Source organism: Corynebacterium sp. HMSC078H07, assembly GCF_001812805.1.
Classification (GTDB): Bacteria; Actinomycetota; Actinomycetes; order Mycobacteriales; family Mycobacteriaceae; genus Corynebacterium.
The window spans coordinates 219,314-243,364 of sequence record NZ_KV810470.1 but is presented as its reverse complement, the minus strand read 5'-3'; the positions used below and the strand labels follow the sequence as shown (position 1 = coordinate 243,364).

At 57.6% G+C, this 24,051-nt stretch carries 22 protein-coding genes; 9 read left to right on the top strand and 13 right to left on the bottom strand.

Going from position 1 to position 24,051, the window contains the following annotated elements:
- Window positions 1–4: 4 nt before the first annotated feature.
- The gene (gene corA, locus HMPREF2875_RS06325) at window positions 5–1,078 is read right to left on the bottom strand and encodes a magnesium/cobalt transporter CorA (protein ID WP_070671319.1); all 1,074 of its coding nucleotides are present in this window, start codon (window positions 1,076–1,078) and stop codon (window positions 5–7) included.
- A 108-nt stretch (window positions 1,079–1,186) separates the two neighbouring features.
- Here corA and HMPREF2875_RS06320 point away from each other — a divergent pair, with 108 nt between their 5' ends.
- Window positions 1,187–1,789, top strand: coding sequence for a class I SAM-dependent methyltransferase (locus HMPREF2875_RS06320; protein WP_070671317.1), 603 nt, complete (start codon window positions 1,187–1,189; stop codon window positions 1,787–1,789).
- Here HMPREF2875_RS06320 and thiD read toward each other — a convergent pair.
- On the bottom strand, window positions 1,778–2,599 hold the full coding sequence (gene thiD, locus HMPREF2875_RS06315; protein ID WP_070671315.1) for a bifunctional hydroxymethylpyrimidine kinase/phosphomethylpyrimidine kinase: 822 nt from the start codon (window positions 2,597–2,599) through the stop codon (window positions 1,778–1,780). The two genes, HMPREF2875_RS06320 and thiD, sit on opposite strands and share 12 nt — an antisense overlap.
- A gap of 102 nt (window positions 2,600–2,701) precedes the next feature.
- The gene (locus HMPREF2875_RS06310; protein WP_070671313.1) at window positions 2,702–4,045 is read right to left on the bottom strand and encodes an NAD(P)/FAD-dependent oxidoreductase; all 1,344 of its coding nucleotides are present in this window, start codon (window positions 4,043–4,045) and stop codon (window positions 2,702–2,704) included.
- 183 nt (window positions 4,046–4,228) lie between these two features.
- Here HMPREF2875_RS06310 and HMPREF2875_RS06305 point away from each other — a divergent pair, with 183 nt between their 5' ends.
- The 6 genes from HMPREF2875_RS06305 (at window position 4,229) to HMPREF2875_RS06280 (ending at window position 11,028) form a co-directional block, all read left to right on the top strand.
- Complete coding sequence (locus HMPREF2875_RS06305) at window positions 4,229–5,521, top strand: class I SAM-dependent methyltransferase (RefSeq protein WP_070671312.1); 1,293 nt, start codon at window positions 4,229–4,231, stop codon at window positions 5,519–5,521.
- A gap of 56 nt (window positions 5,522–5,577) precedes the next feature.
- Window positions 5,578–6,297, top strand: coding sequence for a glycerophosphodiester phosphodiesterase (locus HMPREF2875_RS06300; protein ID WP_070671310.1), 720 nt, complete (start codon window positions 5,578–5,580; stop codon window positions 6,295–6,297).
- A gap of 239 nt (window positions 6,298–6,536) precedes the next feature.
- The gene (locus HMPREF2875_RS06295) at window positions 6,537–7,511 is read left to right on the top strand and encodes a carbohydrate ABC transporter permease (RefSeq protein ID WP_231913846.1); all 975 of its coding nucleotides are present in this window, start codon (window positions 6,537–6,539) and stop codon (window positions 7,509–7,511) included.
- On the top strand, window positions 7,512–8,483 hold the full coding sequence (locus tag HMPREF2875_RS06290; RefSeq protein WP_070671309.1) for a carbohydrate ABC transporter permease: 972 nt from the start codon (window positions 7,512–7,514) through the stop codon (window positions 8,481–8,483).
- Between the two features lie 77 nt (window positions 8,484–8,560).
- The gene (locus HMPREF2875_RS06285; protein WP_070671307.1) at window positions 8,561–9,871 is read left to right on the top strand and encodes an ABC transporter substrate-binding protein; all 1,311 of its coding nucleotides are present in this window, start codon (window positions 8,561–8,563) and stop codon (window positions 9,869–9,871) included.
- Between the two features lie 26 nt (window positions 9,872–9,897).
- Complete coding sequence (locus tag HMPREF2875_RS06280) at window positions 9,898–11,028, top strand: ABC transporter ATP-binding protein (RefSeq protein ID WP_070671305.1); 1,131 nt, start codon at window positions 9,898–9,900, stop codon at window positions 11,026–11,028.
- Window positions 11,029–11,096: 68 nt separating this feature from the next.
- Here the strand turns inward: HMPREF2875_RS06280 and HMPREF2875_RS06275 are convergent, their stop codons facing one another.
- Entirely contained in the window at window positions 11,097–14,018 is a 2,922-nt protein-coding gene (locus HMPREF2875_RS06275; RefSeq protein ID WP_070671303.1) for an FAD-binding and (Fe-S)-binding domain-containing protein, read from the bottom strand.
- Window positions 14,019–14,127: 109 nt separating this feature from the next.
- Here HMPREF2875_RS06275 and HMPREF2875_RS06270 point away from each other — a divergent pair, with 109 nt between their 5' ends.
- Window positions 14,128–15,111 (top strand): bile acid:sodium symporter family protein, encoded by a 984-nt coding sequence (locus HMPREF2875_RS06270; RefSeq protein ID WP_070671301.1) that lies wholly within the window; start codon window positions 14,128–14,130, stop codon window positions 15,109–15,111.
- A gap of 686 nt (window positions 15,112–15,797) precedes the next feature.
- On the opposite strand, the gene HMPREF2875_RS13700 is transcribed toward HMPREF2875_RS06270, so the two are convergent.
- Genes HMPREF2875_RS13700 through HMPREF2875_RS06260 form a run of 3 tightly spaced genes read right to left on the bottom strand, consistent with a single transcriptional unit; the run spans window position 15,798 to window position 17,045 of the window.
- Entirely contained in the window at window positions 15,798–15,962 is a 165-nt protein-coding gene (locus HMPREF2875_RS13700) for a hypothetical protein (RefSeq protein ID WP_168165568.1), read from the bottom strand.
- A gap of 21 nt (window positions 15,963–15,983) precedes the next feature.
- Window positions 15,984–16,682, bottom strand: coding sequence for a YceI family protein (locus tag HMPREF2875_RS06265; RefSeq protein ID WP_070671299.1), 699 nt, complete (start codon window positions 16,680–16,682; stop codon window positions 15,984–15,986).
- Between the two features lie 3 nt (window positions 16,683–16,685).
- On the bottom strand, window positions 16,686–17,045 hold the full coding sequence (locus HMPREF2875_RS06260) for a hypothetical protein (RefSeq protein WP_070671297.1): 360 nt from the start codon (window positions 17,043–17,045) through the stop codon (window positions 16,686–16,688).
- A gap of 129 nt (window positions 17,046–17,174) precedes the next feature.
- Here HMPREF2875_RS06260 and HMPREF2875_RS06255 point away from each other — a divergent pair, with 129 nt between their 5' ends.
- Window positions 17,175–17,558: an RNA polymerase-binding protein RbpA gene (locus HMPREF2875_RS06255; protein ID WP_070671294.1), complete on the top strand. Its 384-nt coding sequence runs from the start codon at window positions 17,175–17,177 to the stop codon at window positions 17,556–17,558.
- A gap of 71 nt (window positions 17,559–17,629) precedes the next feature.
- On the opposite strand, the gene HMPREF2875_RS06250 is transcribed toward HMPREF2875_RS06255, so the two are convergent.
- From HMPREF2875_RS06250 to HMPREF2875_RS06225, 6 genes are all read right to left on the bottom strand, one after another.
- Entirely contained in the window at window positions 17,630–18,265 is a 636-nt protein-coding gene (locus HMPREF2875_RS06250) for a MusI family membrane protein (protein WP_070671292.1), read from the bottom strand.
- 99 nt (window positions 18,266–18,364) lie between these two features.
- Window positions 18,365–19,279 (bottom strand): carbohydrate ABC transporter permease, encoded by a 915-nt coding sequence (locus HMPREF2875_RS06245; protein WP_070671290.1) that lies wholly within the window; start codon window positions 19,277–19,279, stop codon window positions 18,365–18,367.
- Window positions 19,280–19,282: 3 nt separating this feature from the next.
- Window positions 19,283–20,128 carry a carbohydrate ABC transporter permease gene (locus tag HMPREF2875_RS06240; protein WP_039675386.1) on the bottom strand — a complete coding sequence of 282 codons (846 nt, stop codon included), beginning with the start codon at window positions 20,126–20,128 and terminating at the stop codon, window positions 19,283–19,285.
- A 204-nt stretch (window positions 20,129–20,332) separates the two neighbouring features.
- Complete coding sequence (locus HMPREF2875_RS06235) at window positions 20,333–21,667, bottom strand: ABC transporter substrate-binding protein (RefSeq protein WP_070671289.1); 1,335 nt, start codon at window positions 21,665–21,667, stop codon at window positions 20,333–20,335.
- Window positions 21,668–22,063: 396 nt separating this feature from the next.
- The gene (locus HMPREF2875_RS06230) at window positions 22,064–23,311 is read right to left on the bottom strand and encodes a DUF4032 domain-containing protein (protein ID WP_070671287.1); all 1,248 of its coding nucleotides are present in this window, start codon (window positions 23,309–23,311) and stop codon (window positions 22,064–22,066) included.
- Window positions 23,312–23,338: 27 nt separating this feature from the next.
- Window positions 23,339–24,051: ABC transporter ATP-binding protein (locus HMPREF2875_RS06225; RefSeq protein WP_070671285.1), on the bottom strand; the 713-nt coding region annotated here is incomplete at its 5' end.

The window sequence follows — 24,051 nt, the reverse complement described above, 5'->3', positions numbered from 1 at the left end:
ATCGCTACAGCCAGTGGTTTCGGCGGAACCACCACCACATGGCCGCGACCACTAACACCATGAGCCCAAGTGCGCCGAAATAGCCCCACGCGAAATGAAGCTCAGGCATGACATCGAAGTTCATGCCATAGATACCAGCGACCAGCGTGGGAGCTGCCCACATGCCGACCACCGCGGAGATAGTGCGCATGTCAGAGTTCTGCTGCATGGTGACTTTGGCCACGGAGGCGTCGATAAGCGAGGTTAAGCGCTCATCGAAACCCGCTACCTGGTCTTTGACTACCAATTCATGGTCGTTAACGTCACGCAGGTAGGAACGGATCGTCTTGGAAATGAGATCCTTGTGGTCGGAATTCATCGCGCGCAGTGCCGGCGAGAGCGGGTCAATGGCGTGCTTCATCTCGAGAATCTCGCGCTTAAACATGTAAATGCGGTCAATGTTGGGCAACGAGTTAGGCGTGAAGACTTCCTCCTCGAGCTCGTCGACCTCAATGGCGATGAGGCGGCAAATTTCGGAGTAACGGTCTACCATCATGTCCAGAATCTTCCAGGCCATTGCCACCGGACCTTGTTCCACAAGGTCTTGTTCGTCCTGCACCACGTAGGCCAAGTTGGGCAGTTTGGCGGAGTGGCGCACGGTGATGATGAACGTATCACCAATAATCATCTGCACCTCGCCGGTGGAAATGATCTGACGCTTATCGGTCACCTCATCGTGGTCGCGGTAATTCACGGAGCGTGCAACAACGAAGAGCTGGTCATCATAGCGTTCCAGCTTCGGGCGCTGGTGAGCTTGGACGACGTCTTCCACGATGAGCTCGTGAATGCGGAACTCGGAGGCCACCTTGGTCATTTGGGACTCCAACGGTTCGTGCAGGCCGACCCATACGAAGCCACGTCCATACTCCTCGATGGTCTGCAGTGCGCTGTGCGGGGTATATTCACCGGGCAAGGCTTCACCGTCGACGAACACGCGGCAATGTTCGATGGCACGCTCGGCGGGGACGGTGAGTGACGAGGAGGAACTGGGAGGAGCACTCTTTTTACGTGGCCTAAATGGCGACGGTACGTTCGGCATCGGTGACAGCCTCCTTCGCGAGATGTAAGCCTGGGAGGCAAGCTTCCCCCGGCGAGTTTTATCTGAGCGGCTAAAGCTTACACCGTGAAAGGGCATATAATTGCTTTTATGCCTACCTGGAAAGAAGTTACCGCAGCTAATCCGGCACATTCCCACAATTTTGCACGGAAATGGAAGACGCTTCGAGCCCAGGGCAAGGATATCGACGGGGAAGCCCGGTTGATCGATGCCATGGTGGAGCGAAACTCCCGCGTCCTCGACGCTGGCTGCGGCTCCGGCCGCCTCGGTGGTGAGCTGGCTAAGCGGGGGCACACTGTCGTGGGCGTGGACGTCGACCCCATACTTATCGAGCATGCCGAACACGACTATCCGGAGGCTCGCTGGGAGGTGGGGGACCTCTCCGAAGACGAGATCCCGGAAGGTGATTTCGACATCGCCGTGGCAGCGGGCAATGTCATGACGTTCATTGCCCCTGAAGGTAGGGAAGCGGCTCTGCGTAGCATTTTTGATGCTCTGCGCCCAGGCGGGCGTTTCGTTGTTGGCTTTGGTGAGGGACGTGGCTGGGGCTTCGAAGAGTTTCTTGCACTGGCCAGAGCGGTAGGTTACCGCGTGGATTTCACCTTTTCTTCATGGGACATGAAGGTGTTCAAGGACAATTCGACGTTTCTCGTCGCGGTGCTGACTCGCCCCGGCGCGGACTTACTCGGATAAAGCGAGGCGGCGCATGCGGTGTCCATGGTCGATAGGGCCATGGCCGTGGCCGACGTGAAGCTCATCGGCATGCACGATGGCTTCGTGGAGCCACTCCGTGGCCCACTGAAGGGCGGCGTCAAGCGCGTCGCCCGCACCTAAGCGCGCTGCCAGTGCGGATGAAAGGGAGCATCCCGTGCCGTGCGTGTTCTTTGTTTCTACGCGCGGGCATGGGACTCGGGTGACCTGGCCGTCGGGGCTTACCGTGGCATTGTCGGCGTGCTTGCCGTCGAGGTGTCCGCCTTTAACCACGACCCATGTGCCATTCGTGGTCGCCCATTCGCTCGCCACCGCAATCGCCTCTTCCAGCGTGCGCGGTTCCTCCACACCTGCAAGGACTGCAAGTTCTGGGAGGTTTGGTGTGACGACGGTGGCGCGTCGCGCGAGCTCTCGTACCGCGCGTTCTGCCGCTGGCTCTAGGAGGCGATCCCCACTAGAGGCAATCATGACTGGGTCGCACACGACCGGAACCCCATCCGGCAGCGAGGACACGAAATCGCTGACCGTTTCGGTGATGGCGATGGAGCCGAGCATGCCGATCTTGATGGCGTCGATAAGCACATCGTCCTTCACACAATCCAACTGTTCCTGAAGGAAACTGACCGGAGGGGTGTGGATACTGCGCACGCCCTGCGTATTTTGTGCTACCAGCGCTGTGACTACAGCCATTCCGTAGGCGCCGGCAGCCTCGAAGGACTTCAAATCCGCGTGGATACCTGCGCCGCCTGTGGGATCGGTACCGGCGATGCTAAGAACTCGAGGCAGGGGCATGATGGCTCTCCTTCAGGCTGGGAACTGGAATCACTTCCCACCGTATCTGGGAATGAAAAAGGGGAGAGGATTAATTCCTCTCCCACGGTGGCGCGATGTTCTTTAGTGAAGGTCGCGATCAATCACATTGCGGGCAATGCGCTGCTGCTGGGTAATCTCCAGGTTGCCGCGGTCACGCGAAACAGCGTTGAGCAGCCAGTGCAGCGCCACGAGTACGCGGCTGCGGAAGCCCACGATGTACGCGATGTGCAGGCCCAGCCAGGACAGCCATGCCGGGAAGCCGGCAAACTCGGTCTTGCCCAGTTTGACCACGGCGTTGAAACGAGAGATAACCGCCATGGAGCCCTTGTCGAAGTAGTCGAATGCCTCAGACTCGTTCGCGGTGGACTCCTCATCAATCTTGGCCTCGATGAGCTTGCCCACGTGGATACCGCCCTGGATGGCTACCTGAGCCACACCCGGCAGACGGTTGAGGGAAATCATGTCACCAACGATGTAGACGTTCTTGTACTTGCCCACGGTGAGGTCCTCGTTGACAGCAACGCGGCCAGCGCGGTCAGCCTCGACACCGGCCTGGTCTGCGATGAGCTTGCCCAGCGGGGATGCAGCCACACCGGCGGACCAGATCTTGGTGGCAGCCTCGATGGTGACTTCTTCTTCAGTCTTCATGTTCTTGTAGGTCACGGCATCCGCGGTCACGTCGGTCACCATGGCGTTGAGGCGGACGTCCACGCCCAGCTTCTCCAAGACGCGCTGTGCCTTGCGGCCAAGGCGCTTGCCAAACGGCGGCAGAACCTGCGGGGCACCATCGAGCAGGTAGATCTTGGCGGAGGTGGAACCGAAGTTGGAGTAAGCGCCGGCGAAGGTACGCTGTGCCAATTCTGCAATCTGGCCGGTGAGCTCCACACCAGTCGGGCCGGCACCCACGATGACAAAGGTGAGCAGCTTCTCGCGCTCGGCAGGATCTTCTTCGAGCTCTGCCTTCTCAAAAGCCGAAATGATGCGGGAGCGAATCTCGAGGGCATCATCCAGCGTCTTCATGCCCGGCGCGTACTGGGCAAAGTGGTCGTTTCCGAAGTAGGACTGGCCAGCACCGGCAGCGACGACGAGGGAATCGTACTCATAGGTGCGGGTTGCGCCATCGAGCTCAGCGGTAACGGTCTGGTCCTTGATGTTGATGTCAGTGACCTCAGCGTTGACGAAGTGAGCATTGTCCTGGTTGCGCAGAATCTGGCGCGTGGACGGAGCGATCTCACCGGCAGAAATAACACCGGTTGCTACTTGGTAGAGCATCGGCTGGAAGAGGTGGTGGTTCTTCTTGTCGATGAGGGTGATCTCAACGTCTGCGTCCTTGAGCTTCTTCACGGTGTTGATGCCGCCGAAGCCTGCACCGATAACAACGACGTGGTGACGGCCGTTAGCTGGACGGTGGGGAGTGTGCGCCATAGCGATTGTGTACCTTCCTCAGAAAGCTAGAAATTTTTACGCGAGCTAGTCTAAACCCTTCTAGCCGTACATGCATACTATTTGGGGGATTAACTGGCTTTTTGGGCCGCGCCTCCACCCTTTGTGGGCGGGGGCGCTTTATTCTTATCGCGACGTGTGTGCGATGAGGAGGCTGGCTTAAGCGTGTATTCCCACTTGGCTTCGATCGATGCTGAGGCCTGGCCAGGAGTGGCCTCAGTGCCGTCCTCGCGTCTGTTGCGTTTTAATGCTAGGCGTGCAGAATCAGAGTTTGCGCAGGCCTGTGCCAAGGCGGGGGTCGAATTAGAAGGTAGCGATCCCGATATTGCTGTGCTTCACGACGCCCTCTTCTCCCGCATCGCCGATTCCGGCTGGCTCGGCCTGGCGGAATCCTACATGGCGGGAGAATGGACAACTCCGGATTCCGAGCGCTTGGTCAAGGTGCTGTTGCGCTTGCTGGGGGTAGGATACCGCCCAAAGGCAAAGGACGTGACAGTGGAAGAATCCACGCCGGGGGAGTTGCCCCTCGATGTGGTGAAGCTCTATGCCGGTGATTCTTTGAGTCACTCTGGCGGCATTTTTGCCAGCGGCGTGCCGACTACGGTGCGCGAAGCAGTGCGCAGCTATAGCGCGCATGCAGGCCGCAAAGAGCCGAAGGAGCATTTCGTCGACGTGACGACGGTGAGCGAGCCGACGTCAACGGACCGTGAGGACTTGGGGGATGCGCAGCGTCGAGCGGCGCAGTGGCTCCTTGACGCTACCCATACTGGTGCCGGTACCCACCTTCTGGTTTATCCGGCTACGGGCTTGCAGGTGGCGGTGCAGGCAGTGGCTCGTCGTGCAACCGTTGATGTTCTTACGGGTGATGAGGAGCAGCGTGCGCTTTTCGACGAACAGCTTCTCCTTGAAGGTGCTGCCGATTCGGTGCATGTGCAAGCAATCGACACCACGCTGCCGGATTCAAAACAGTGGCGCGGGCGGTATGACGCCATCGTGAGCGTGGAGAAATTGGAGACCCTCTCCCCGCGGGAGCGCCTTCGCTTCGTTCAAGTGATTGACCGCTCTCTTATCAACGGCGGCCGCGTGGGCTTGTCCTCGTTGTTCGCGACCACCAAGATGACCCCGGCAGCACGATCAGCCGTGCAGGTTATGCGGGGCTATATTTGGCCAGGCTTGGATTATCCGACGCTGGAGGAAACCCACCAGCTTTTTGATAAGCGTTCAAACCTGCGCATTGTTGCGCAGACCCACGTGGGCACGCATTATTTGGAAACCGTGCGCTATCAGCGCAGTTTCTTCGATGGCCGCCTACGTGAGGCAGCGGCCGCTGGCTTTGACCACGTGTTCCGCCGTCTGTGGACCTTCCAGTTTGCATTACGTGAGGCTTTGCTTACCTTAGGCATGTTGGACGCGGTCCACGTTGTGGCAACACATCGCCACCGCGGCGGGCGCCGTTAGCGCGGTCTACACTGGGCGGCGCCATCACAACCCACCTCGCGGCTCGGAGGAAGAACATGTCAGACCGCACTGGAATTATCGCGCACCGCGGCTATAACGGCTGGTACCCGGAGAATACCCAATGTTCCTTCGATGAAGCCCTCAAGCTTGATGTGGCTGGAGTGGAGTGCGACGTCAACCTGACCAAGGATGGGGAAGTCGTGGTCATCCACGACCAGACGGTGGACAGGACATCAGACGGCAGCGGTGCAGTAGGCGATATGACGCTGGGGGAGCTGCGCGCACTTAATGTCGGCACCGCTGAGGATCCGCAACGCATCATGCTTCTCGACGAATTGCTCGACCTCGTCGAATCCTATCCCGGCAAGCAGCTACTCATTGAGACTAAACATCCGTCCCCATTTGGCGCGCGGCTTGAGGAATCGGTAGCGGAGGTCTTGCGCAACCGACAGCTCGATGCCGACCCACGGTTTAGCCTCATTTCCTTTAATCCCGAAGCAATTTCCCGGTTCCGAAACCTGCTCCCGTCCCTGCAATCCTTTTTGCTCCTAGAGCCGGAAGAGGGGCTTCCTCAGTCCCGTGAGGGCGCGACGGGTTTCGGGCCTTCCATTCGCCAGGCACGGAGTGAAGCCGACTTCTTTGTTGACACTGATTGCCCGACCTACGTGTGGACGGTGAACCTGCCGAAGGACATGGCGTGGTGCCGCGATAGCGGGGTAGAGCTCATGGCAACCGATCTGCCGGAGCTGGCCCTAGAGGTGATTTTACGCAGCTAATTAGCATTAAGTTAGGCCTGTATTGGTTCCGCTCATGAGTCTAAAAGGTCTAGCTATTGAGGTTGCGGCATTTACCCTTTAGTGACGTGTGACGGGATGTTCATGGTGGTGCTATGTGTGACGTTATCCACGCGTATATGCCACTTTTGGGGACTGGACCCCTGAAATTCTCCAGCTGTTTAACCGTCCAAAACTTTTGATCCACTTTTTGTTAACCGGCTTGGTCTAGCTTTCTCTGCATGGCAATATCCAACCCGGCAAACGGGCACATGACTGCGATCCCAGCAGTCACCGAGAAGCCGGTCGTCTCCGAGGAGTATGCGCGTCACCCACGCAAGCAGAAGCTCGACTGGAGACAGATCGGCCTCGCGGCATTGCTCATTGGCCCGAACCTTCTCCTTCTCATTCTTTTCACCTATCGACCACTGGTCGATAACATCCGTATCTCTTTCTTTAACTGGAATATTTCCTCGCCGACGATGACCTTTGTCGGCCTCCAGAACTACATCGACTGGTTCCAAGCCCCAGATACCGGACGCGTGGTGTTCAACACCGTCGTGTTCACCTTCTTCGCAGTGGCCGGTTCGATGGTTCTGGGGCTAGCGCTGGCACTGTTGCTGGACCAGAAACTGTTTGGTCGCGCTGCAGTGCGTTCGATGGTTTTCGCGCCCTACGTCATTGCAGGCGCGGCGATTGGTGTGGCCTTCCAGTTCGTATTCGATCCTAACTACGGCCTCATCCAGTACTTCTTGGGCCTTATCGGGGTCGACGTCCCGAACTTCTACCAACAGCAGAACTGGGCACTGTTCATGATTACGGTGACCTACGTGTGGAAGAACGTCGGCTATGTCTTCGTCATCTATCTCGCAGCTTTGCAGGGCCGCCGCCGAGACCTTGATGAGGCCTCGGAGATTGACGGCACCCCTGCCGCGCGGCACTTCTTCCGCGTGGTCCTGCCGCAGCTTCGCGGCACCACCTTCTTCTTGCTGATTACTGTGCTGCTCAATTCCTTCCAGGTCTTCGACATCATCAATGCAATGACCGGTGGTGGACCGTTTGGCTACGGAACCTCCACGATGGTCTTCCAGGTGTACCAGGAGACCTTCATTAACAACCGTGCCGGTTATGGCGCTGCCGTGGCCACCATCATGTTCCTCGTCGTGCTTGTCATTACGGTACTGCAGATAAAGCTGCAGGAAAGGATGGATAAATAGATGTCCGAAAGTCGCGCAATTCCGGCTTCCGTCCAGGTAGGTCTTCCGCAAGCCAAAGGCGAACTTCCGCCCGTTCCTGGCTCCCAATCCCTCGCAGCTCCGGTTATTACTGATGCACAGCGAAAGCGCAAAGGCGAGCCAATTGATCACAGTCATCCAGCGACGAAGGTCATCGGCTACATCGCCTTGGTACTGACAGTGCTGATGATTATGGTGCCGCTGTACTTTATTTTCATCACCAGCTTCAAGTCTTTCCAGGACGTGTATTCGGATCCAATTTCCTTCTGGCCTAATCCTTTCAAGGCAGAGAACTATTCCTACGTCTGGCAGACCTCTGGCTTCTCGAGTTACCTGAAAAACTCCGTCATCATCACGCTGATCCTGACGGTGGTAGAGGTAGTCCTCGGCGTTCTGACTGCCTATGCCTTCGCTTTCATTCGCTTCCCCGGCCGCAATCTGCTGTTCCTGCTTATCATCGCCTCGCTGATGGTGCCCAACCAGATCACCATTATTTCCAACTACTCGCTGGTTGCGTCGTGGGGTTGGAGAGACACCTACGCCGGCGTCATCATCCCACTGGCGGGTGTGGCGTTCGGTGCCTTCCTCATGCGCAATCACTTCCAGTCATTGCCCCCGGAAATTCTCGAGGCCGCTCGCATGGACGGGGCAGGGTTCTTTACCACCTTGTTCCGCGTGGTCCTGCCGATGTCGTGGCCAACGCTGTCCGCGTTCGTCCTCATCACCGTGGTCAATGAATGGAACCAATACCTGTGGCCCTTCCTGATTACGGATACACCGGCTGCAGCCACGCTGCCGGTGGGCCTGACCCGCTTGCAGGACGCGGAAGGCGTTACAAACTGGGCGCCAGTGATGGCCGGCACCGTGCTGACAACCCTGCCCATGATCATCATCTTCCTTATTCTTCAGAAGCCGATGATCAAGGGCCTGACTGCGGGTGCAGTCAAGGGTTAGTCTGACCGCCTGCTATCCCAACGCCCAACTCACTCAAGTCCCCCCATACTCTTCACTTTTCAAGGAGAACCTCCACCATGTCTCGTAAGACCTCTACTCGCATCGCTGCCGTTTGTGCAGCACTGCTGACCACCGTGTCTCTGACCGCCTGCGCAGGTGGCTCGACCACTGCAGGAAGCGGCTCCAAGGATGGCGGCGACGCCAACACCATCACCTTCTGGTCCAACCACCCGGGTTCCTCCCGCGACCTGGAGCAAGAGCTCATTGATGAGTTCGAGAAGGAAAACCCGGACCTCAAGGTTGAGCTGGTCACCGCTGGTTCCAACTATGAGGAAGTTGCACAGCGCTTTAACGCGGCGCTCGCTGGTGGCGACTTGCCTGACGTCCTCGTTGCGTCCGACGTCACCTGGTTCAACTTCGCACTGAATGAGGCCACCACACCGCTCGATGAGCTGTGGGAGATGAACGACATTGACTCGGACAGCTACGTCGATACCCTGCGTGAAGACTACAAGTACAAGGACAAGCACTACGGCGTACCGTACTCCCGCTCCACGAACCTGATGTACTGGAACACCGATGACCTCAAGGCAGCCGGTCTTCCTACCGACCGTGGCCCGAAGGACTGGGAAGAGTTCGATGAGTGGGCCACCAAGATCAAGGACAAGCTCGACAAGCCTGCCGTAACCGTTCCGGATGGCTCCAACTACCTCGACTGGTACTTCCAGGGCATGATTTGGGCCTTCGGTGGTTCTTACTCTGATGAGTGGGAGCCGAACTTTACCTCGAAGGAGTCCATCGAGGCAGGTAAGTTCCTGCAGGACCAGGTCAAGGAAGGCCACATCGAAATCTCCACTGACCCGACCGTCGCATTCGGTTCCGGCAAGGCCTCCGGTCTGCTGGAGTCCACCGGTTCGCTGGGTGGTCTGAAGGAGACGGCTACGATTCCGTTCATCACCACCTACCTGCCAGGCCCTGGTCCTTCGGCAGCCACCGGTGGTGCTGGTCTGGCCGTGCCGGCTGGAATTTCTGACGAGCGTAAGGCCAACGCGGTCAAGTTCATTGACTTCCTGACCAACACCGAGAACACCATCAAGTTCTCCCAGAAGACGGGCTACATGCCGGTGCGCAAGGACGCCCTGGATGATCCGGAAGAGAAGAAGTTCTTGGAGGAGAACCCGAACGCCCAGACCGCTATCGAGCAGCTCAACGAGAACACCAAGCCGCAGGACTACGCTCGCGTCTTCGTGCCGGGTGGCGGACAGCGCATCGGTGGCGTTCTGGACCGCATCACTGTGGGCAATGAGGACGTGGAGTCCGCATTCGGTGACCTGCAGAAGGAGACCCAGAGCGTCATCGACCGCGACATCACCCCGAAGCTCAAGTAACACTTCGGATCGTTTGAAAGGACATCATGGCTACTGTTGAATTCCGCCAAGCTTCCAGGATCTACGATCCGAAGAAGCCTCCGGCGGTCAGCCGCATTAACCTCGATATCAAGGACGGTGAGTTCCTGGTACTCGTCGGACCTTCAGGCTGCGGCAAGTCGACGACATTGCGTATGCTCGCCGGGCTGGAGCCGATCGACGAAGGGCAAATCTTCATCGACGGGGCCGACGTTACTGAGACCCGCTCGCGGGACCGCGATGTAGCCATGGTGTTCCAGTCCTATGCGCTGTACCCCAACATGACAGCGCGTCAGAACATGGCGTTTGCATTGCAAAACGCCAAAGTGGATAAAGCAACCATCGAAGAGCGCGTGAATTTTGCCGCGAAGATGCTGGAGCTGGAAGACCTTATTGATCGCAAACCGTCCGCAATGTCGGGCGGCCAGCGTCAGCGTGTGGCCATGGGACGCGCTATCGTTCGCCAGCCCAAGGTCTTCCTCATGGATGAGCCGCTGTCCAACTTGGATGCGAAGCTGCGTGTTTCCACACGTGCGCAGATCCTGCAGCTGCAGCGCGAGCTCAACACCACCACGGTCTACGTCACCCACGACCAGACTGAGGCAATGACCATGGGGGACCGCGTGTGCGTCCTCAAAAACGGCATCATCCAACAAGTCGATGCGCCGAACACCTTGTATGAGAACCCCGGAAACTCTTTTGTGGCGACGTTCATTGGTTCGCCGGCGATGACTCTCATTGAAAACGTCCCGTTCGTCGATGGTCGTGTCGTCGGCGGCAAGGACCATGCTCTGGACTACTACATGTCGCAGGAGCAAGCCGCGAAGGTGACATCGGATCGCGTCATCGTCGGTGTACGCCCAGAAAACTGGGAAATCGTCGGCGTGAACCAGCCCGGTGAGCAATATGGTCTTCCGGTCCGGGTCGATATCGTCGAGCACCTAGGCTCCGAGCTGTATGTCTACGGTAGCCGCGAAGAGTCCGCGGATGACGTGATTGCGGTCCGTGGTGACCGTATAACGGTAAAGGTGCCGCGCGGCATTAATGTGGATCAGGGCGACACGATCTACTTGCGCCCGATAAAGGGCGGCTGCGTCTTCTTCGCTCCAGATACCGAAATCAACTACGACTACCTCTAAACAGGTTCGGCCATATCCGATGCGCCGGTGGCGGGGCTCCCACAGTGGGTGCCGCCACCGGCGTTTTGCTATGGCGTGACGACCGGTCGAGAGGCGCGTTCGAGGAGCACAGCGATAGAGTCATAGGTCTTGCCCGCGATCATCTCTAGCCCCATCTCGCAGGTGCGGTTATCGGAGACGTACGCGTCGACTCGCTCGGCGTCGAGTGAGGCGCGTTCCTCGCGGGTAGCGGACTCAACGAGCTCTGGGTGGAGCATTACGCGGTCGCCAGCGGAGCCGCAGCACATCGCGCCCTCGGGAACCTTGGCGTCACCGCAGAGGTTGGCCAAGTCGACGAGGTCCTGACTGATCCCCATGTGATCGGTTGAGCACGTGGGGTGTACGGCAATGCTTCCCATGTTCTTGACAATCGGCAGGTGAAGTGCGACTTCATCTCGCAGCCACTCCACGAGGTCAAGGATGCGCAGGTCCTCCCAGAGCTCACGGTCGGCCGTGGACAGAGCGTCTGGTACCGAATCCAGCAGGCCGTGGGTGCAGCTAGCGGCATCAACCACGATGGGCAGGCGACCATGCTCAGACCAGTGCCACAGGTCACGCACAATCTTCTGCGCTTGGTATTCGAAACCTTCCTTGTAGCCCTTAGAGGACCAGGGTGTACCGCAGCAATCGCCGGCTACATCCTCTGGAATCCATACTGGTTGGCCGGCACGGCGACCGAGCTCGACGACTGCGCGTGGCAGGTCCACCGAGTCCTGCGCGGCTCCTGCCGGGCGGCCGAAGATGCGGTTAATGCAGGCAGGGAAGTAGAGCGCTTGGGCGCCCTCGCGTGGGGTCTCTGGAAGCCGGGAGGCGCCTTTCGGCAGCGGGCCTGGAACTGTCGGCAGCAGGTCGGGTGCCACGACGGTACGGGCCATATTCGCACCTAGTTCCAGTGGCTTGTGCGGAATCTTATTGGCAGAGATGATGCCGGCGCGAGCAAGCTTTTCCACGACGTCCCAGCGCTGCGCTGTGGTCAGCGCGACCTTCTCGCGGGCTGGGGTAGCTTGCTGGTTACGCAGCTGCTTCATCACGGCACCGGTATCAATGCTGATGGGGCAGGGGATGGAGCACGTTCCGTCGGCAGCACACATATCCACCGCGTCGTACTGATATTCCTTCTGCAGCTGGGCAAGAACCTCCGAGCCTTCCTCCTGGCGGGCCATTTCGCGACGCAGCACAATGCGTTGACGCGGGGTAACCGTTGCGTGACGCGACGGGCAGACTGGCTCGCAGAAACCGCATTCCACGCAAGGGTTAATTTCCTCTTCCACCTTGGGGAAGGACTTGAAGTTGCGTAGGTGAATGGTCTCATCGCGGGTAAGTTTCACATCAGGAGCGAGGATGCCCTTCGGGTCGATCATGTTCTTGACCTCCCAGAAAAGCTCAAAGGCCTCTGTGCCCCACTCGTGTTCCAAGAAGGGCGCCATGTTCACACCGGTGCCGTGCTCTGCCTTCATTGAGCCTTGGTACTTATCGATGACCAGCTCCGCCAAGTCGTCGAGGAAATTGGCATAGGATTTACGTTCTTCCTCGCGGTCGAAGCGCGGCGTGAAGAAGAAGTGCAGGTTGCCGAAGGCGGCATGGCCCATGACGGATTCCGGGTAACCATACTTGGCTTGCAGATCCATAAGGTCAGCCGCGGCTTCGCCTACCTGTGCCGGCGGGAAGCATACGTCCTCGGTGATGTAGGCCGTGCCGTTGGGGCGGTCAGCGCCGAGCAGACCATACAAGCCATTGCGCAGCTCCCAGGCGCCGCGCATGCCCTCTGGGGTGGTGAGGAATTCGAGGGGACGGAGCAGTGGGGCGTCGGCAAGCACAGCGCGCAGGCGCTCCATGGCTTGGTTCAGCTCATCCTCATTGCCGCCGCCGACCTCTACCAGAAGAGCTGCCGCGTCATCGTCGAGGTTCCGCCACGATTCCGGCGCGTGTGAGTAATGCTCTGCCGAGCGGCGCATAACGGGAGCAACGAGCAACTCGCAGGCCTCAGCACCGGTTTCCATAATGGGGTGCACGAAGTTGGCGGCATCACGCAAGTTGGGTAGCTCGACCCAGGTGGTGGCCTTCACGCGAGGTAGCTTCACCGTGCGCATAACGGACTCGGTAATGGCACCGAAGATGCCTTCGGAACCGATGAGGAGGCGCTTGAGAATGTGTACCGGCTCGTCCTCATCGAGGAATGCATCGATGCGCAGGCCGTTGGTGTTGCGGATGGAGAACTTGTTGCGCAGGAACTCCACCATCTCGGTATTGGCGCGTAACTTATCGCGGAAGGCCAGCAAGTCAGCATGGAGCTTCGGCTCCTGCTTTCGGAAGGCGTCATCACCACGAGCGGTATCGACGATGGTGCCCGAAGGGAGAACGAAGACAAGTTCTTCGATGCTGTGGTAGCTATCCCGCTCCAGCGAGCAGCGCATTCCTCCGGAGTTATCGGCCAATACACCGCCGATGGTGCACACGGAGGTCGACCCCGGGTCCGGGCCCAGCATGAAGCCATGGCGGGAAAGCACCGCTTGGGCATCGCCCAGAATGACGCCTGGACGTGACCACAGTTTGGTGCCGCCTTCGCGCACCTCCATGCCGGAGAAATGTGTCTTGATGTCGACCAAGATGTCATCGCTCATTGCCTGACCATTGAGGGACGTGCCGGCGGCACGAAAAGTCATATGGCGGTCATTCGCGTCACAGTAGGCCATAAGCGCCGAAAGGTCAGCGGCGTTGCGCGGGGAGACCACGATGTTGGGGATTGAGCGGTAGGGGCCGGCATCAGAGGAAAAACGCACGAGGTCGCTTAAGCGGCCATGTACGTTTTCTTTGCCGACGATGGCTTCCATGTCCGCGACGAGTTCGGCAGGGGAGCCGTGGCGGTAGCGTTCCGGCACGGCGTCGGCTTGGCTGGTGGTTCTCTCAGGGCGTGAGAGACGCGAGGTATCGGGGCTGAAGAGCTTTGACATACCTCTAATCTATCGCTTGACAGTAAATATGGGCGAAATGGGCTACGTGTCGTCCGGAATATGGGATACTTGGCCCACTGAATGAGATTATTGATGGAAAGGACACGCTATGACAAACCCACGTACGGAAGGGGAGCGCGGCGAGAAGATCGCCGTCTATGCCTTCCCCCTCGTCATCATTGCCTGCGCCGCCGTGGCATTTGTGAGCCCCAGTACTTTTGAACCGGTAGGCCAGTACACCAAGCAACTGCTCATGGTCATCATGTTCTCCATGGGCTTGACGCTGACTATCCCGGACTTAGCGCTGGTGGCGAAACGTCCCATGCCCATCTTCCTGGGTGTGCTCTGTCAGTTCGCCATCATGCCCACGAGCGCGCTGCTGGTGTCGCAGGTGCTCGGGCTTTCCGACGCCGCCACCGTCGGCCTTATCCTCCTCGGCTCCGTCCCAGGTGGCACGGCTTCCAATGTCATGGCCTTCTTGGCCAAAGGTGATGTGGCTTTGTCTGTTGCTATGACCTCGGTGTCCACGTTGGTCTCACCGATCATGACGCCGTTGCTCATGCTGTGGTTGGCAGGCCAGACAGCGGATGTGGATGGCAAGGGCATGATGTGGTCACTGGTGCAGACCGTCCTTATCCCGGTGGGCTTGGGTTTGCTGCTACGCGTTCTGGCCAGCAAGGCTGTGGACAAGGTTCTGCCCGTATTGCCCTGGGTAGCCATTGTCGGCATTGGTGCCGTGGTGATGGCCGTGGTGTCGAAGTCTCAGGAAAAGCTGCTGACTGTGGGTCTAGTTGTCTTTGTGGGCGTTGCCCTTCAGAACCTTATCGGATTTGTCTTCGGCTACTATCTGGCCAAGATTGCCCGCGAGCGCGAGTCCGCTGCACGCACAACTGCTATTGAAGTCGCCACGCAGAACTCCGGCCTGGCCTCAGCACTGGCGTTGCAGTTCTTTACGCCGGAGGCAGCTCTTCCCGGGGTAGTGGCTGCTGTGTGGGCTAATGTCACCGGCGCAATCTTCGCGGCCATTGTGAGGCGCAAACCGCTCGATGAGGAGCCGACGGCTGAAGCACATGCCACACCGGCAGTGGGCTAGCCCTGAGAAGGCTCGAGCCTCCCTAACTCGCGAAAGTCTTGCTCCAGAAGCAATTCTGAGCCGGACCTTTTAGATTTAGGGAGGCTTTAATGCTGTGGTTGGTGCTGAACTCGACCTGGGCGCTTATCGGCGCCACGCGAATCACTTCGCTCTAGGCCAACGTTGGCAAAGCCCCAGACCTGAAACCCCATACTCGCTGCGTCGCCAAAAGGGGGATCAAGTAGTCGCGGGGTAGGCGAGCATGGAGTTTCGGGATCGAGGTCTGGGGATATGGAGAACCTTGCGCGGGCATCACTGCGGCAGGGGTGTAGGCCATCCATTCATGCTGACATAATGTACATTATCGGACAGGCGGGTTGAAGGCCCTGCTGATGGCTTTGAGTATCGCCGGCGTTCTGCTGGCATCCTTCGCGCCTGGATTCGGAGTGATGCCCATTGATTTTCACGCGGATATGGACGTCTCGAAACTGCGCCGATGTGCGGCTGGCGCATTGCAGGGCGAAAATGAGCCTTTTAGGCTGAGGGTCATGGTGATTGTCCCTTAATCCTCTCGGTTGGGTGTGCCGGTGTGTGAACATTCACTCCAGGCCTGTACCCCCTCATGCGGTCTTAGGCCGGAGACATTCCCTAATAACGTCAAGTGACTTTAAGTGGGGTATGTGGATGTAGGGAGAAAACACGCGGTTTTAACGCTGGCGGTAAGCTATGACGAGTTGAATGACGGTCAAAGCCACCAAAATCGCTGAGATTGCCACCATCCACTTGGTTCCGGTGAACCAGATAAAGATTCCGAAACCCGTGAGTACCGCGAGGCGAATCCACAACACAGTAATGAGATACTGAGACTTCATGATTGATATGACCGGAGAAGATTATTTCTGAAGGGTCACACGGACGTTGACGGTGCCAACCTCTGAGATTTTGGCGGCAATCATCTCAGGGGTCTCCACACCGAAGTCCAGGCGGTTAATCGGGATATCGCCGCCAAGGATGATGCTGTCACCATCGCGCACGACCTGGAAATCAGCCGTGACCTTCTTGGTTTCGCCATGGATAGTGAGATCGCCAGTCAGTGGAATGGTGGCTGGTGAGGCATCATCGGGCACGTCGGAAAGATCGGCTGGTTCGGTCAGCTTAAACGTAGACTCCGGGTACTTTGTGACCTCAAACAGTTTGGTCTTCATGTTCTGATCGCGCACCTTCTTATCGGTGGTAAGCGAGGTCATATCTACGGTGATGGTGGCTTCCTCTACGACCGAGCCTGAAATAGTGGCCTGACCAGTAACTTCTTTGGTTGAGCCAGACGTAGTTCGTTTGTCTGCGGGCAGGATTTCGTCGATAGTAAAGCCTGCTGATGTGAAGTTATAGGGTGAGCCCTTGGTCACGTGCCACTCGCCGTCAAGCTCGGTCGACGCGGCCTTTACCCGGTCTAGATTGATGGGTTCAGTTTTGACTCCACGTCCCATCACCAGGGAGAACACGAGAGGTCCGAGGGCTAATGCGGTTGAGGCGAGAATCAGAATCACGAAGACGCTGATGACCAGCTTGCGGTTACCTAATACAGATTTCATGTTCTATCTCAATTCCTCTAGCTTGCGAGCCAACGTGACTAGCTCCGTACACAGCTCATCCATCTCTTCAGCGCTGGCGCTTTCCGACGCCGCCGTCGCCACATCCTCTGCACAACACCGCAACTCAAAGAGGCTATCTCGCAGCTGATCTGCCTTTTCTGGGCTGAGGATAACGGCGTCGGCAGGGATGGTAGTTCCTGCAACGTTCTGGCGTTGCTCATATGCACGCTGCTTACATGAGGCCGAGCAGAACTTGCGTGGTCGACCACGCCCGCCTTGCGGGATGTCCTTGCCGCACCATTGGCAGGTGGCGGCGCCTTTTCGGCGAGGCGAGCCTGGCTGCCGATCCTGTGTACCAATCACTCCACACACCTTAGCCCATAAAGCTGAGGGTGGGAACAAAGGCTTGAGGCCGTTCGTTATACTGTAAGAACTTTAAATGTTAAAGGTCGCTCCTTACTCTCCCTCACTATTTGAAAAGGATGATGTTGCATGGCAGATCGCGTGCTCCGTGGCAGCCGCATGGGCGCTGTGAGCTACGAAACCGACCGTGATCACGATTTGGCGCCACGCCAAATGGTGAAGTACCGCACCGAGGACGGCGAGATTTACGAGGTGCCATTTGCGGACGATGCGGAAATCCCTGAGGAGTGGATGTGCAAGAACGGTAAGCTTGGCACACTCGTGGAGGGTGAAGGCGTGGAATCCAAGCCCACCAAGCCGCCGCGTACCCACTGGGACATGTTGCGTGAGCGCCGCTCCATTGAGGAACTCGATGAGCTGTTGACGGAACGCATCGAAAGCCTTCGTTCCCGCCGCCGCGCTGCGGCTCGTCTGCTTAAGGAGCAGAAGGAACAGGAAGAAAACGAGTCCTAAACCGCGCGGAGCTTCGTGTGGTGATGAAGAAGGGTAGAGGCCCATGTGGGTGCCTCTACCCTATTGTTGTTTTAGGAGTCTCGTGCGGCCTGCGTCGAGAGCTCTGGCCACTGCAGCGCAATCTCGGCTAGGTAGATGGCGAGAGCCGGGCCGAGCACGGCGAGGAAGAAGACGTAACTCCCCCATTGTCCCGGGAAAAAGAACGGAAAGAGAACCATGAGCACACCTGGCGCAATTGCCAGGAGTGTTCGAGGTAAGTGCGCTACGGCGTGGGTTATGGCTGCTGCACAGCGTCGCCGAAACCCACTGTTCGGCGCATCTAGATGGAAGAACCAGACACTGATGCAGCTCAGTACGATGAGCCCAGAGACAAGTGCGGCCCGTAAAACGATTCCCATGTGTCCTAGGTCCGCCTTGGCAATGATGGCGAACTCATATGTTGCTAGCCCTACTGCGGCGAGACAGATGAGCCACCAAGCGGTGTTGGTCCATGGACGGGTGAGCACGTTTCGGACAAATGCGGAACCACGACGCGACCCTTCCTCCCTAACCATGTGACCGGTGACCTCGTGCGCCGTGCGCAGCGACATTCCACCGGTCACCACTGGAAAACATGTGATGACGACAAGCACGTTGACGATGACGAGGTCAGCGAACAGGCTCAGAACGGCATAGAACTTCGATTCGGGCCCTAGCAAGCGGTTCATGGTTTCCTAACGTATCGGATGGGAGCTGGCGGCAGAGAACAAGCCTCCCGAAAGATTACGGGAGGCTTGTTGGCATGAAGGTGTTGTCGTGGAGATTGCTTAGCCCTTGACCGCTCCCGCGGCCACGCCTTCAATGATGTGCTTCTGCGTCGAGAAGTAGAAGATCACAATCGGAATGATCGCGAGCACGAGCATGGCCATCATGGCACCCATATCGCGGTTACCGTTGGAGCCTACGAAGGACTGGATAACCACGGGAATGGTCTTGTAGCGGGTCGACAAACCAATGACCAGGTACGGCAGGAGGTAGTCGTTCCATACCCACATGGCATTAAGAATCGCAACCGTCACTGCGGTGGGCTTCAGCATTGGCCACACCACGCGGAAGTAATTCTGGAGTGGGCCGCAACCATCGATCATGGCGGCTTCCTCGACGTCGATAGGAATTGATTTCACGAAACCTGCAAACATGAACACCGAGAGACCCGAGCCAAAGCCCAGGTACAGGACCACAATTCCAAGTGGGTTGTTGAGATGGAGCATGTCAGCAATCTTGACCGTCGGAAACATGACCATCTGGAACGGAATGATCATGGAGACGACGAACAGGTAGTACAGCAGGCTAGTCCACCAGGTCTTGACTCGCGTGATGTAGTACGCCGTCATGGCGGAGAAGAACACGATAACGATAACGGAGAGGATCGTGATGACGAAGGACCACAGCGTGGCCTCAAGGAAACCCTGCTTGGTCAATCCCACCATGAAGTTCTCAAAGCCCACCCAAGTTTCGCCAACCGGCAGGGAGAACGGGTCGGAGGAAATCGCGAACTTCGACTTGAAGGAGTTGATAAAGATGAAGAGGATCGGGCCCAAGAACACGACGGTGAAGAACACCAGGATGGCATAGACCACGAACTTTGCACCACCCGACATGCGGGTTTCATTGTCTGAAGGTAGCTTGTGCTCCTTCTTCTTGGTAGCCGGGACGGCCTGCGCAGATGTGCTGGTAGTCATGACTTAAGCCTCGATTTCCTTGGAACGGGTCGCACGCAGCTGGAAGTAGGCGATGACGACCACAACGACGACGAAGATGACGGCCTTGGCCTGTCCCACGCCTTCGACGTTCATTCGGTTGAACAGCGTGTTGACGATGTTGAGTGCCACCATTTCCGTTTGTCCGCCAGGCGCACCGTTGGTCAGTGCTAGGTTCTGGTCGAAGAGTTTGAAGGAATTCGACAGAGTGAGGAAGAGACAAATGGTGATGGATGGCATGACCATCGGGATGGTCACGTGGCGAAGCATTTCCCACTTGTTCACGCCATCGAGCTCAGCGGCTTCGATGAGTTCTGGTGGAACGTTCTGCAGGCCGGCGATGTAGATAATCATCATGTAGCCGATAAGCTGCCAGTTGAGCAGCATGATGAGGCCGGCGTAGCCAAACTTCCAGTCGGCCGAAATCGTGGTGGCATAGTTCGCGAGGACCGCATTGATCATCGTCTGCCAGGTATAGCCCAGCACGATGCCACCGATGAGATTAGGCATAAAGAACACTGTGCGGAAGAAGTTGGTACCGCGCAGTTTGCGGGTCAGCATCCACGCCAAGAGGAAGGCGAAGACATTAACGGTGATCACCGAAACGATGACCACGAGGACGGTGAAACCGAAGGCTGAGATGAAACCCTCGCGTTCGGAGAAAGCTTTGACGTAGTTGTCAATGCCCACCCACTTGGCGTTGGTGATCGTGGTGAACTTCGTGAAGGACAGGAAGAAACCCACGATGAATGGGACCAAGAAGGCAATCATGAATGCCAGTAAGGTGGGCAAGACAAAGACTGGGAAGTACTTCTTCAGCGTTGCTTGCATGGTGGTGAGACCTTCATTTCAGTGAAACTGTGTGAGTGAATCGTGCGCGGCTCGCACACGCGGTGTGTGAGAGCGTCTGCTTCCCCTCCCCCTGCGTTGACTGCACTTGAGAGGGGTAGCACACGCCCCCACTTCAGGGAGCGGGCTTGGGACGCCGACAGATGCGTCCCCTTACTGAGACCGAAACCTCTTAGGAGTTCTCAATTAACCCCAGTTGGTTTCCTTTTCAGCGGCCCAATTGTCCTTGAACTGAGCAACAACATCCTCCCATTTCATGGTGCCGGAGGCGTACTGCGAGAGTGCCTGGCCAAAGTCATCCTTGAACTGCTGGGACGGGAAGTACTGGAAGTTCCATGGGTACGTGGTGAGATCCTTGTTCGCGATGGCTTCTGCCACCTGCTTTGCCAGCGGATCGTCCGGAGTGTCTTCCTCGGTATAGGACTCGAATGGCGCGATGAAGCCTAGGTCGTTGACCACGTGCTCCTTGCCTGCATCAGAAGTAAACAGCCAGTCGACGAAGTCCTTCGTAGCCTGCTGGTCTGCCTCAGATGCCTCGGAGTTGATACCGAGGTAGTTCTCGGTACCGACGTTGAGGCCGAACTTTTCCTCATCCGGAAGTCCCATGTACATCGGGAGGAACTTAATCTTGTCTTCCTTCACGACGTTGCCGGAGGTCTCAGAGATCTGGGACCATGCCCAGTTTCCGTTCTGGACCATGGCGGCCTTGCCCTGGGCGAACTCGGCCATGGAATCAGTCACCGTCTTGGATGGAGCGAGGGACTTCTCCACAGTGGAGTTGTCCAAGTAGAGGTCGAAGAGGTTCTTGAACTCCTTGTTGTAGGAGAAGTCAATCTCGTTGGTGTCTTCTACGTTCTTGTCCTGATACTCCTGCCAAATTGGGGCGTTAGCCAGGTGAGTCTGCCAGCGCCAGTCTTCACCAGAGGTCAAGGAGGTGGAAGCGAAGGCACCTTCGATGCCGAGCTCGTCCTTCTTGGACTGCATATCCTTGGCAACTTCCTTGAGCTTCTTGTAGTTGGTGATCTCATCGGTGGACTTGATCTTTGCGCCAGAGGTTGCGATGTACTTGTCGAAGATCTCGTCGTTGTAGATGATTCCGAAACCCTCTACAGCAAACGGAACACCGCGTACTTCGCCGTCCTCGGTGGTGAGAGGCGGAATATCCTCAGTAAGCTGCTTTGCCACCTCAGTATCGGACATGTCAGCCATGTAGTCCTGCCAGGTGATGAAACCTGCTGGGCCATTTACCTGGAAGAGCGTCGGAGCTTCGTCTTTACCAATCTCAGCCTTGAGCGTCTGCTCATAGGAGCCGGAGGCGGCGGTGACGACCTTGACCTTCACGCCGGTTTCCTCGGTATAGGCCTTAGCGATCTCTTGATATGCGGCATCCTGCTCAGGCTTGAAGTTCAGGAAGTAGACATCGCCTTCGTCGTCTGCAGAACTGGAGGAGCAAGCTACGAGGCTGGCGGCGGCAAGCATGGAGGCCATGGTGACCGACGCGATGCGAGTGAGACGCTTCATTGTTTCCTCATCTTTCTTGATGAAACGCGGGTTAAAGGGCCGTGCAGTAAACGCTGACCCCTGCGTATGTGGTTATCTCCGGGCCATTGCCCTCAGTAAGGAGAGCCACCCGGCGCCTACTAGTTGCGAAACTAACGGGATATATCCAGTTATGAACTAGTTAGCCTGACTCCCACTTTAGTGAGATAATCCACATAAACAAAAATGAATTGCACGAATACGTCCGATTGTGACCATATGCATACCGAAGTGCCCGTAAGTGCCCCATTTATGGGGGCATACGGACTCGCATCTGGTTAAAAGATGAAGAAACTGTGCCCTGGCATTGGAAGATCTGTTGGTCCACAGCGTCAATGAGGGCACACTCGCGGTTATAACAAACCGCTGATCGCACGGTTAGAGTTCTGCATCGGAACTGCGCGAAACCGTTCGCAGCAGGCGTGCCTCATCGCGCCGAGATGGCAGTACGGTAGCGAGATAAGACTGGGTGGCCTCTGGGAGAGAGACGGCTTCTCCCCTATCTTGAGAAAGAAACCAGCGGTGATCCGTAATCTCGTGAAACACTTGGGCTGGTTCAAGCTTGCCCAGCATGTCATCCGGAATAGCGGCAATGGTGGGTTCGTATTCTTGAGTCATCCAGCGGTGAGCGGCCTGGGTAAGGCCGACATGGGGACTGCATTCCACCGCTTGGTAGGCCTGAATGGAGCTGAGGAGACGCTGGGCCTGGTGCTCCTCCACACTTAACCCCGTGAGACTGAGGAGCTGCGCGCGGTAGTGCCCAGGGTCCACCACAACAGGCCGGATACGGACGGTGTGCTTGGAATCGTCTTTGGTGACCTTGAGCTCGCCAACATCAAAGCCCAACTGATTGAGGCGATCAATCCGCTCGGAGACTTTCCAATACTCGCTCGCGTCCACGGATTCTTCCGCAGTGAGTTCCTCCCAGAGCTCGAGATACGAGGACTCGACGAGGCTGCCGAGCGCGATGACATCGATATCTGCGTCTAGACAGTCACCGGCTTGAAGGTCCATGAGCTCGCCGATGATGTTTACGCGGGCAATGTCGACGTCGTAAAGCCTGCGTGATTCTGACAGATTGGGTTGAAACTCTCCTGTTTCGGCGTCGACGAGGTAGGCCGAGTACGTCTCGGCATCACGCCGAAATAGCGTATTGGACAGGGACACATCGCCCCAGTAAAAGCTGAGCAGATGCATGCGCACGAGCAATACGGACAAGGCGCGGATAAGCTTTTCGGCTTCCACTGTTGTCAGTTGTCGGGAAAAGATCTCACGGTACGGCAGAGAGAATTCCAGGTGCTCGGTGACCAAAGCAGCCGTGAGCTCGCCGTAGTCCTCATTCGCGGGATGGCGACCAGTAATTACCGCAACCGGACGGACGCTAGGCGCCCCTAAGCGCTGGAGTTCGCGGAGCATCTTGTACTCATGATGAGCAGTGCGTACACCAATCTCCTTCACCGCGACGATGCCTCGCTCGACACCCACAAAGCGAACGATGTGCCGCGAAATACCCCTCGGCAGCGCGGCGATGAGTTCATCGGGCCAGTGCTCCAAAGGGGTATCCCACGGAAGCGTCAGCAACGCTGACGCATACGTCGAGGAGGTGATGCTCATGGATTCCTTCATGACAGGTCACCTCTTTTCACAGGCGTCTTAGGGCAGACGGACACCAGTCGATGCTGAGAAGTTGTGCTGACCGCCCTCAGCGATACGGGCGTGGAAGACGCTGCCGGGGGCGGGCGCGGTATTCGGAGCCGCGCGGACGACGATTTGACCAGACTCAGGCACGTCCTCGGCCGAAGAACCAAGATCGCCATCGCCAACAAGCTTGCCGTAGAGGAAGGAATCGGAACCGAGTTCCTCCACGAAGTTCAACGTAATTGGGATGGAGTGCTCAGTGGACTCACCCTCGGGGATGATCTCCAAGGCTTCTGGGCGGAAGCCGATGGTAATCCGGTTGTTGTCCTCCGGCGTCATTGCGGCGAGGGTTTCCTCGGAGAGTGCGATGCGCGCCTGGCCAGAGGTTGCCACCCCATCCTTCACCGTAAAGGTGCCAAGGTTCATGGCTGGGGAGCCAATAAAGCCGGCAACAAAGACATTAGCCGGGCGGTCATAGAGCTCGCGCGGGGCACCAACTTGCTGGAGGTAACCGTCCTTGAGCACCGCGATGCGGTCACCCATGGTCAAGGCCTCAGTCTGGTCGTGGGTGACGTAGACGGTTGTGACACCCAGCTTGCGCTGTAGCGCGGCGATCTGAGTACGAGTTTGGACGCGGAGCTTGGCATCGAGGTTCGACAGCGGCTCATCCATGAGGAAGACCTGCGGGTTACGAACGATGGCACGGCCCATGGCCACGCGCTGGCGCT

Bases quoted from the DNA above. Each gene is read 5' to 3' on its own strand.
- corA (WP_070671319.1), bottom strand. From the start codon at position 1,078: ATGCCGAACGTACCGTCGCCATTTAGGCCACGTAAAAAGAGTGCTCCT.
- HMPREF2875_RS06320 (WP_070671317.1), top strand. From the start codon at position 1,187: ATGCCTACCTGGAAAGAAGTTACCGCAGCTAATCCGGCACATTCCCAC.
- thiD (WP_070671315.1), bottom strand. From the start codon at position 2,599: ATGCCCCTGCCTCGAGTTCTTAGCATCGCCGGTACCGATCCCACAGGC.
- HMPREF2875_RS06310 (WP_070671313.1), bottom strand. From the start codon at position 4,045: ATGGCGCACACTCCCCACCGTCCAGCTAACGGCCGTCACCACGTCGTT.
- HMPREF2875_RS06300 (WP_070671310.1), top strand. From the start codon at position 5,578: ATGTCAGACCGCACTGGAATTATCGCGCACCGCGGCTATAACGGCTGG.
- HMPREF2875_RS06295 (WP_231913846.1), top strand. From the start codon at position 6,537: ATGGCAATATCCAACCCGGCAAACGGGCACATGACTGCGATCCCAGCA.
- HMPREF2875_RS06290 (WP_070671309.1), top strand. From the start codon at position 7,512: ATGTCCGAAAGTCGCGCAATTCCGGCTTCCGTCCAGGTAGGTCTTCCG.
- HMPREF2875_RS06285 (WP_070671307.1), top strand. From the start codon at position 8,561: ATGTCTCGTAAGACCTCTACTCGCATCGCTGCCGTTTGTGCAGCACTG.
- HMPREF2875_RS06280 (WP_070671305.1), top strand. From the start codon at position 9,898: ATGGCTACTGTTGAATTCCGCCAAGCTTCCAGGATCTACGATCCGAAG.
- HMPREF2875_RS06275 (WP_070671303.1), bottom strand. From the start codon at position 14,018: ATGTCAAAGCTCTTCAGCCCCGATACCTCGCGTCTCTCACGCCCTGAG.
- HMPREF2875_RS06270 (WP_070671301.1), top strand. From the start codon at position 14,128: ATGACAAACCCACGTACGGAAGGGGAGCGCGGCGAGAAGATCGCCGTC.
- HMPREF2875_RS13700 (WP_168165568.1), bottom strand. From the start codon at position 15,962: ATGAAGTCTCAGTATCTCATTACTGTGTTGTGGATTCGCCTCGCGGTA.
- HMPREF2875_RS06265 (WP_070671299.1), bottom strand. From the start codon at position 16,682: ATGAAATCTGTATTAGGTAACCGCAAGCTGGTCATCAGCGTCTTCGTG.
- HMPREF2875_RS06255 (WP_070671294.1), top strand. From the start codon at position 17,175: ATGGCAGATCGCGTGCTCCGTGGCAGCCGCATGGGCGCTGTGAGCTAC.
- HMPREF2875_RS06250 (WP_070671292.1), bottom strand. From the start codon at position 18,265: ATGAACCGCTTGCTAGGGCCCGAATCGAAGTTCTATGCCGTTCTGAGC.
- HMPREF2875_RS06245 (WP_070671290.1), bottom strand. From the start codon at position 19,279: ATGACTACCAGCACATCTGCGCAGGCCGTCCCGGCTACCAAGAAGAAG.
- HMPREF2875_RS06240 (WP_039675386.1), bottom strand. From the start codon at position 20,128: ATGCAAGCAACGCTGAAGAAGTACTTCCCAGTCTTTGTCTTGCCCACC.
- HMPREF2875_RS06235 (WP_070671289.1), bottom strand. From the start codon at position 21,667: ATGAAGCGTCTCACTCGCATCGCGTCGGTCACCATGGCCTCCATGCTT.
- HMPREF2875_RS06230 (WP_070671287.1), bottom strand. From the start codon at position 23,311: ATGAAGGAATCCATGAGCATCACCTCCTCGACGTATGCGTCAGCGTTG.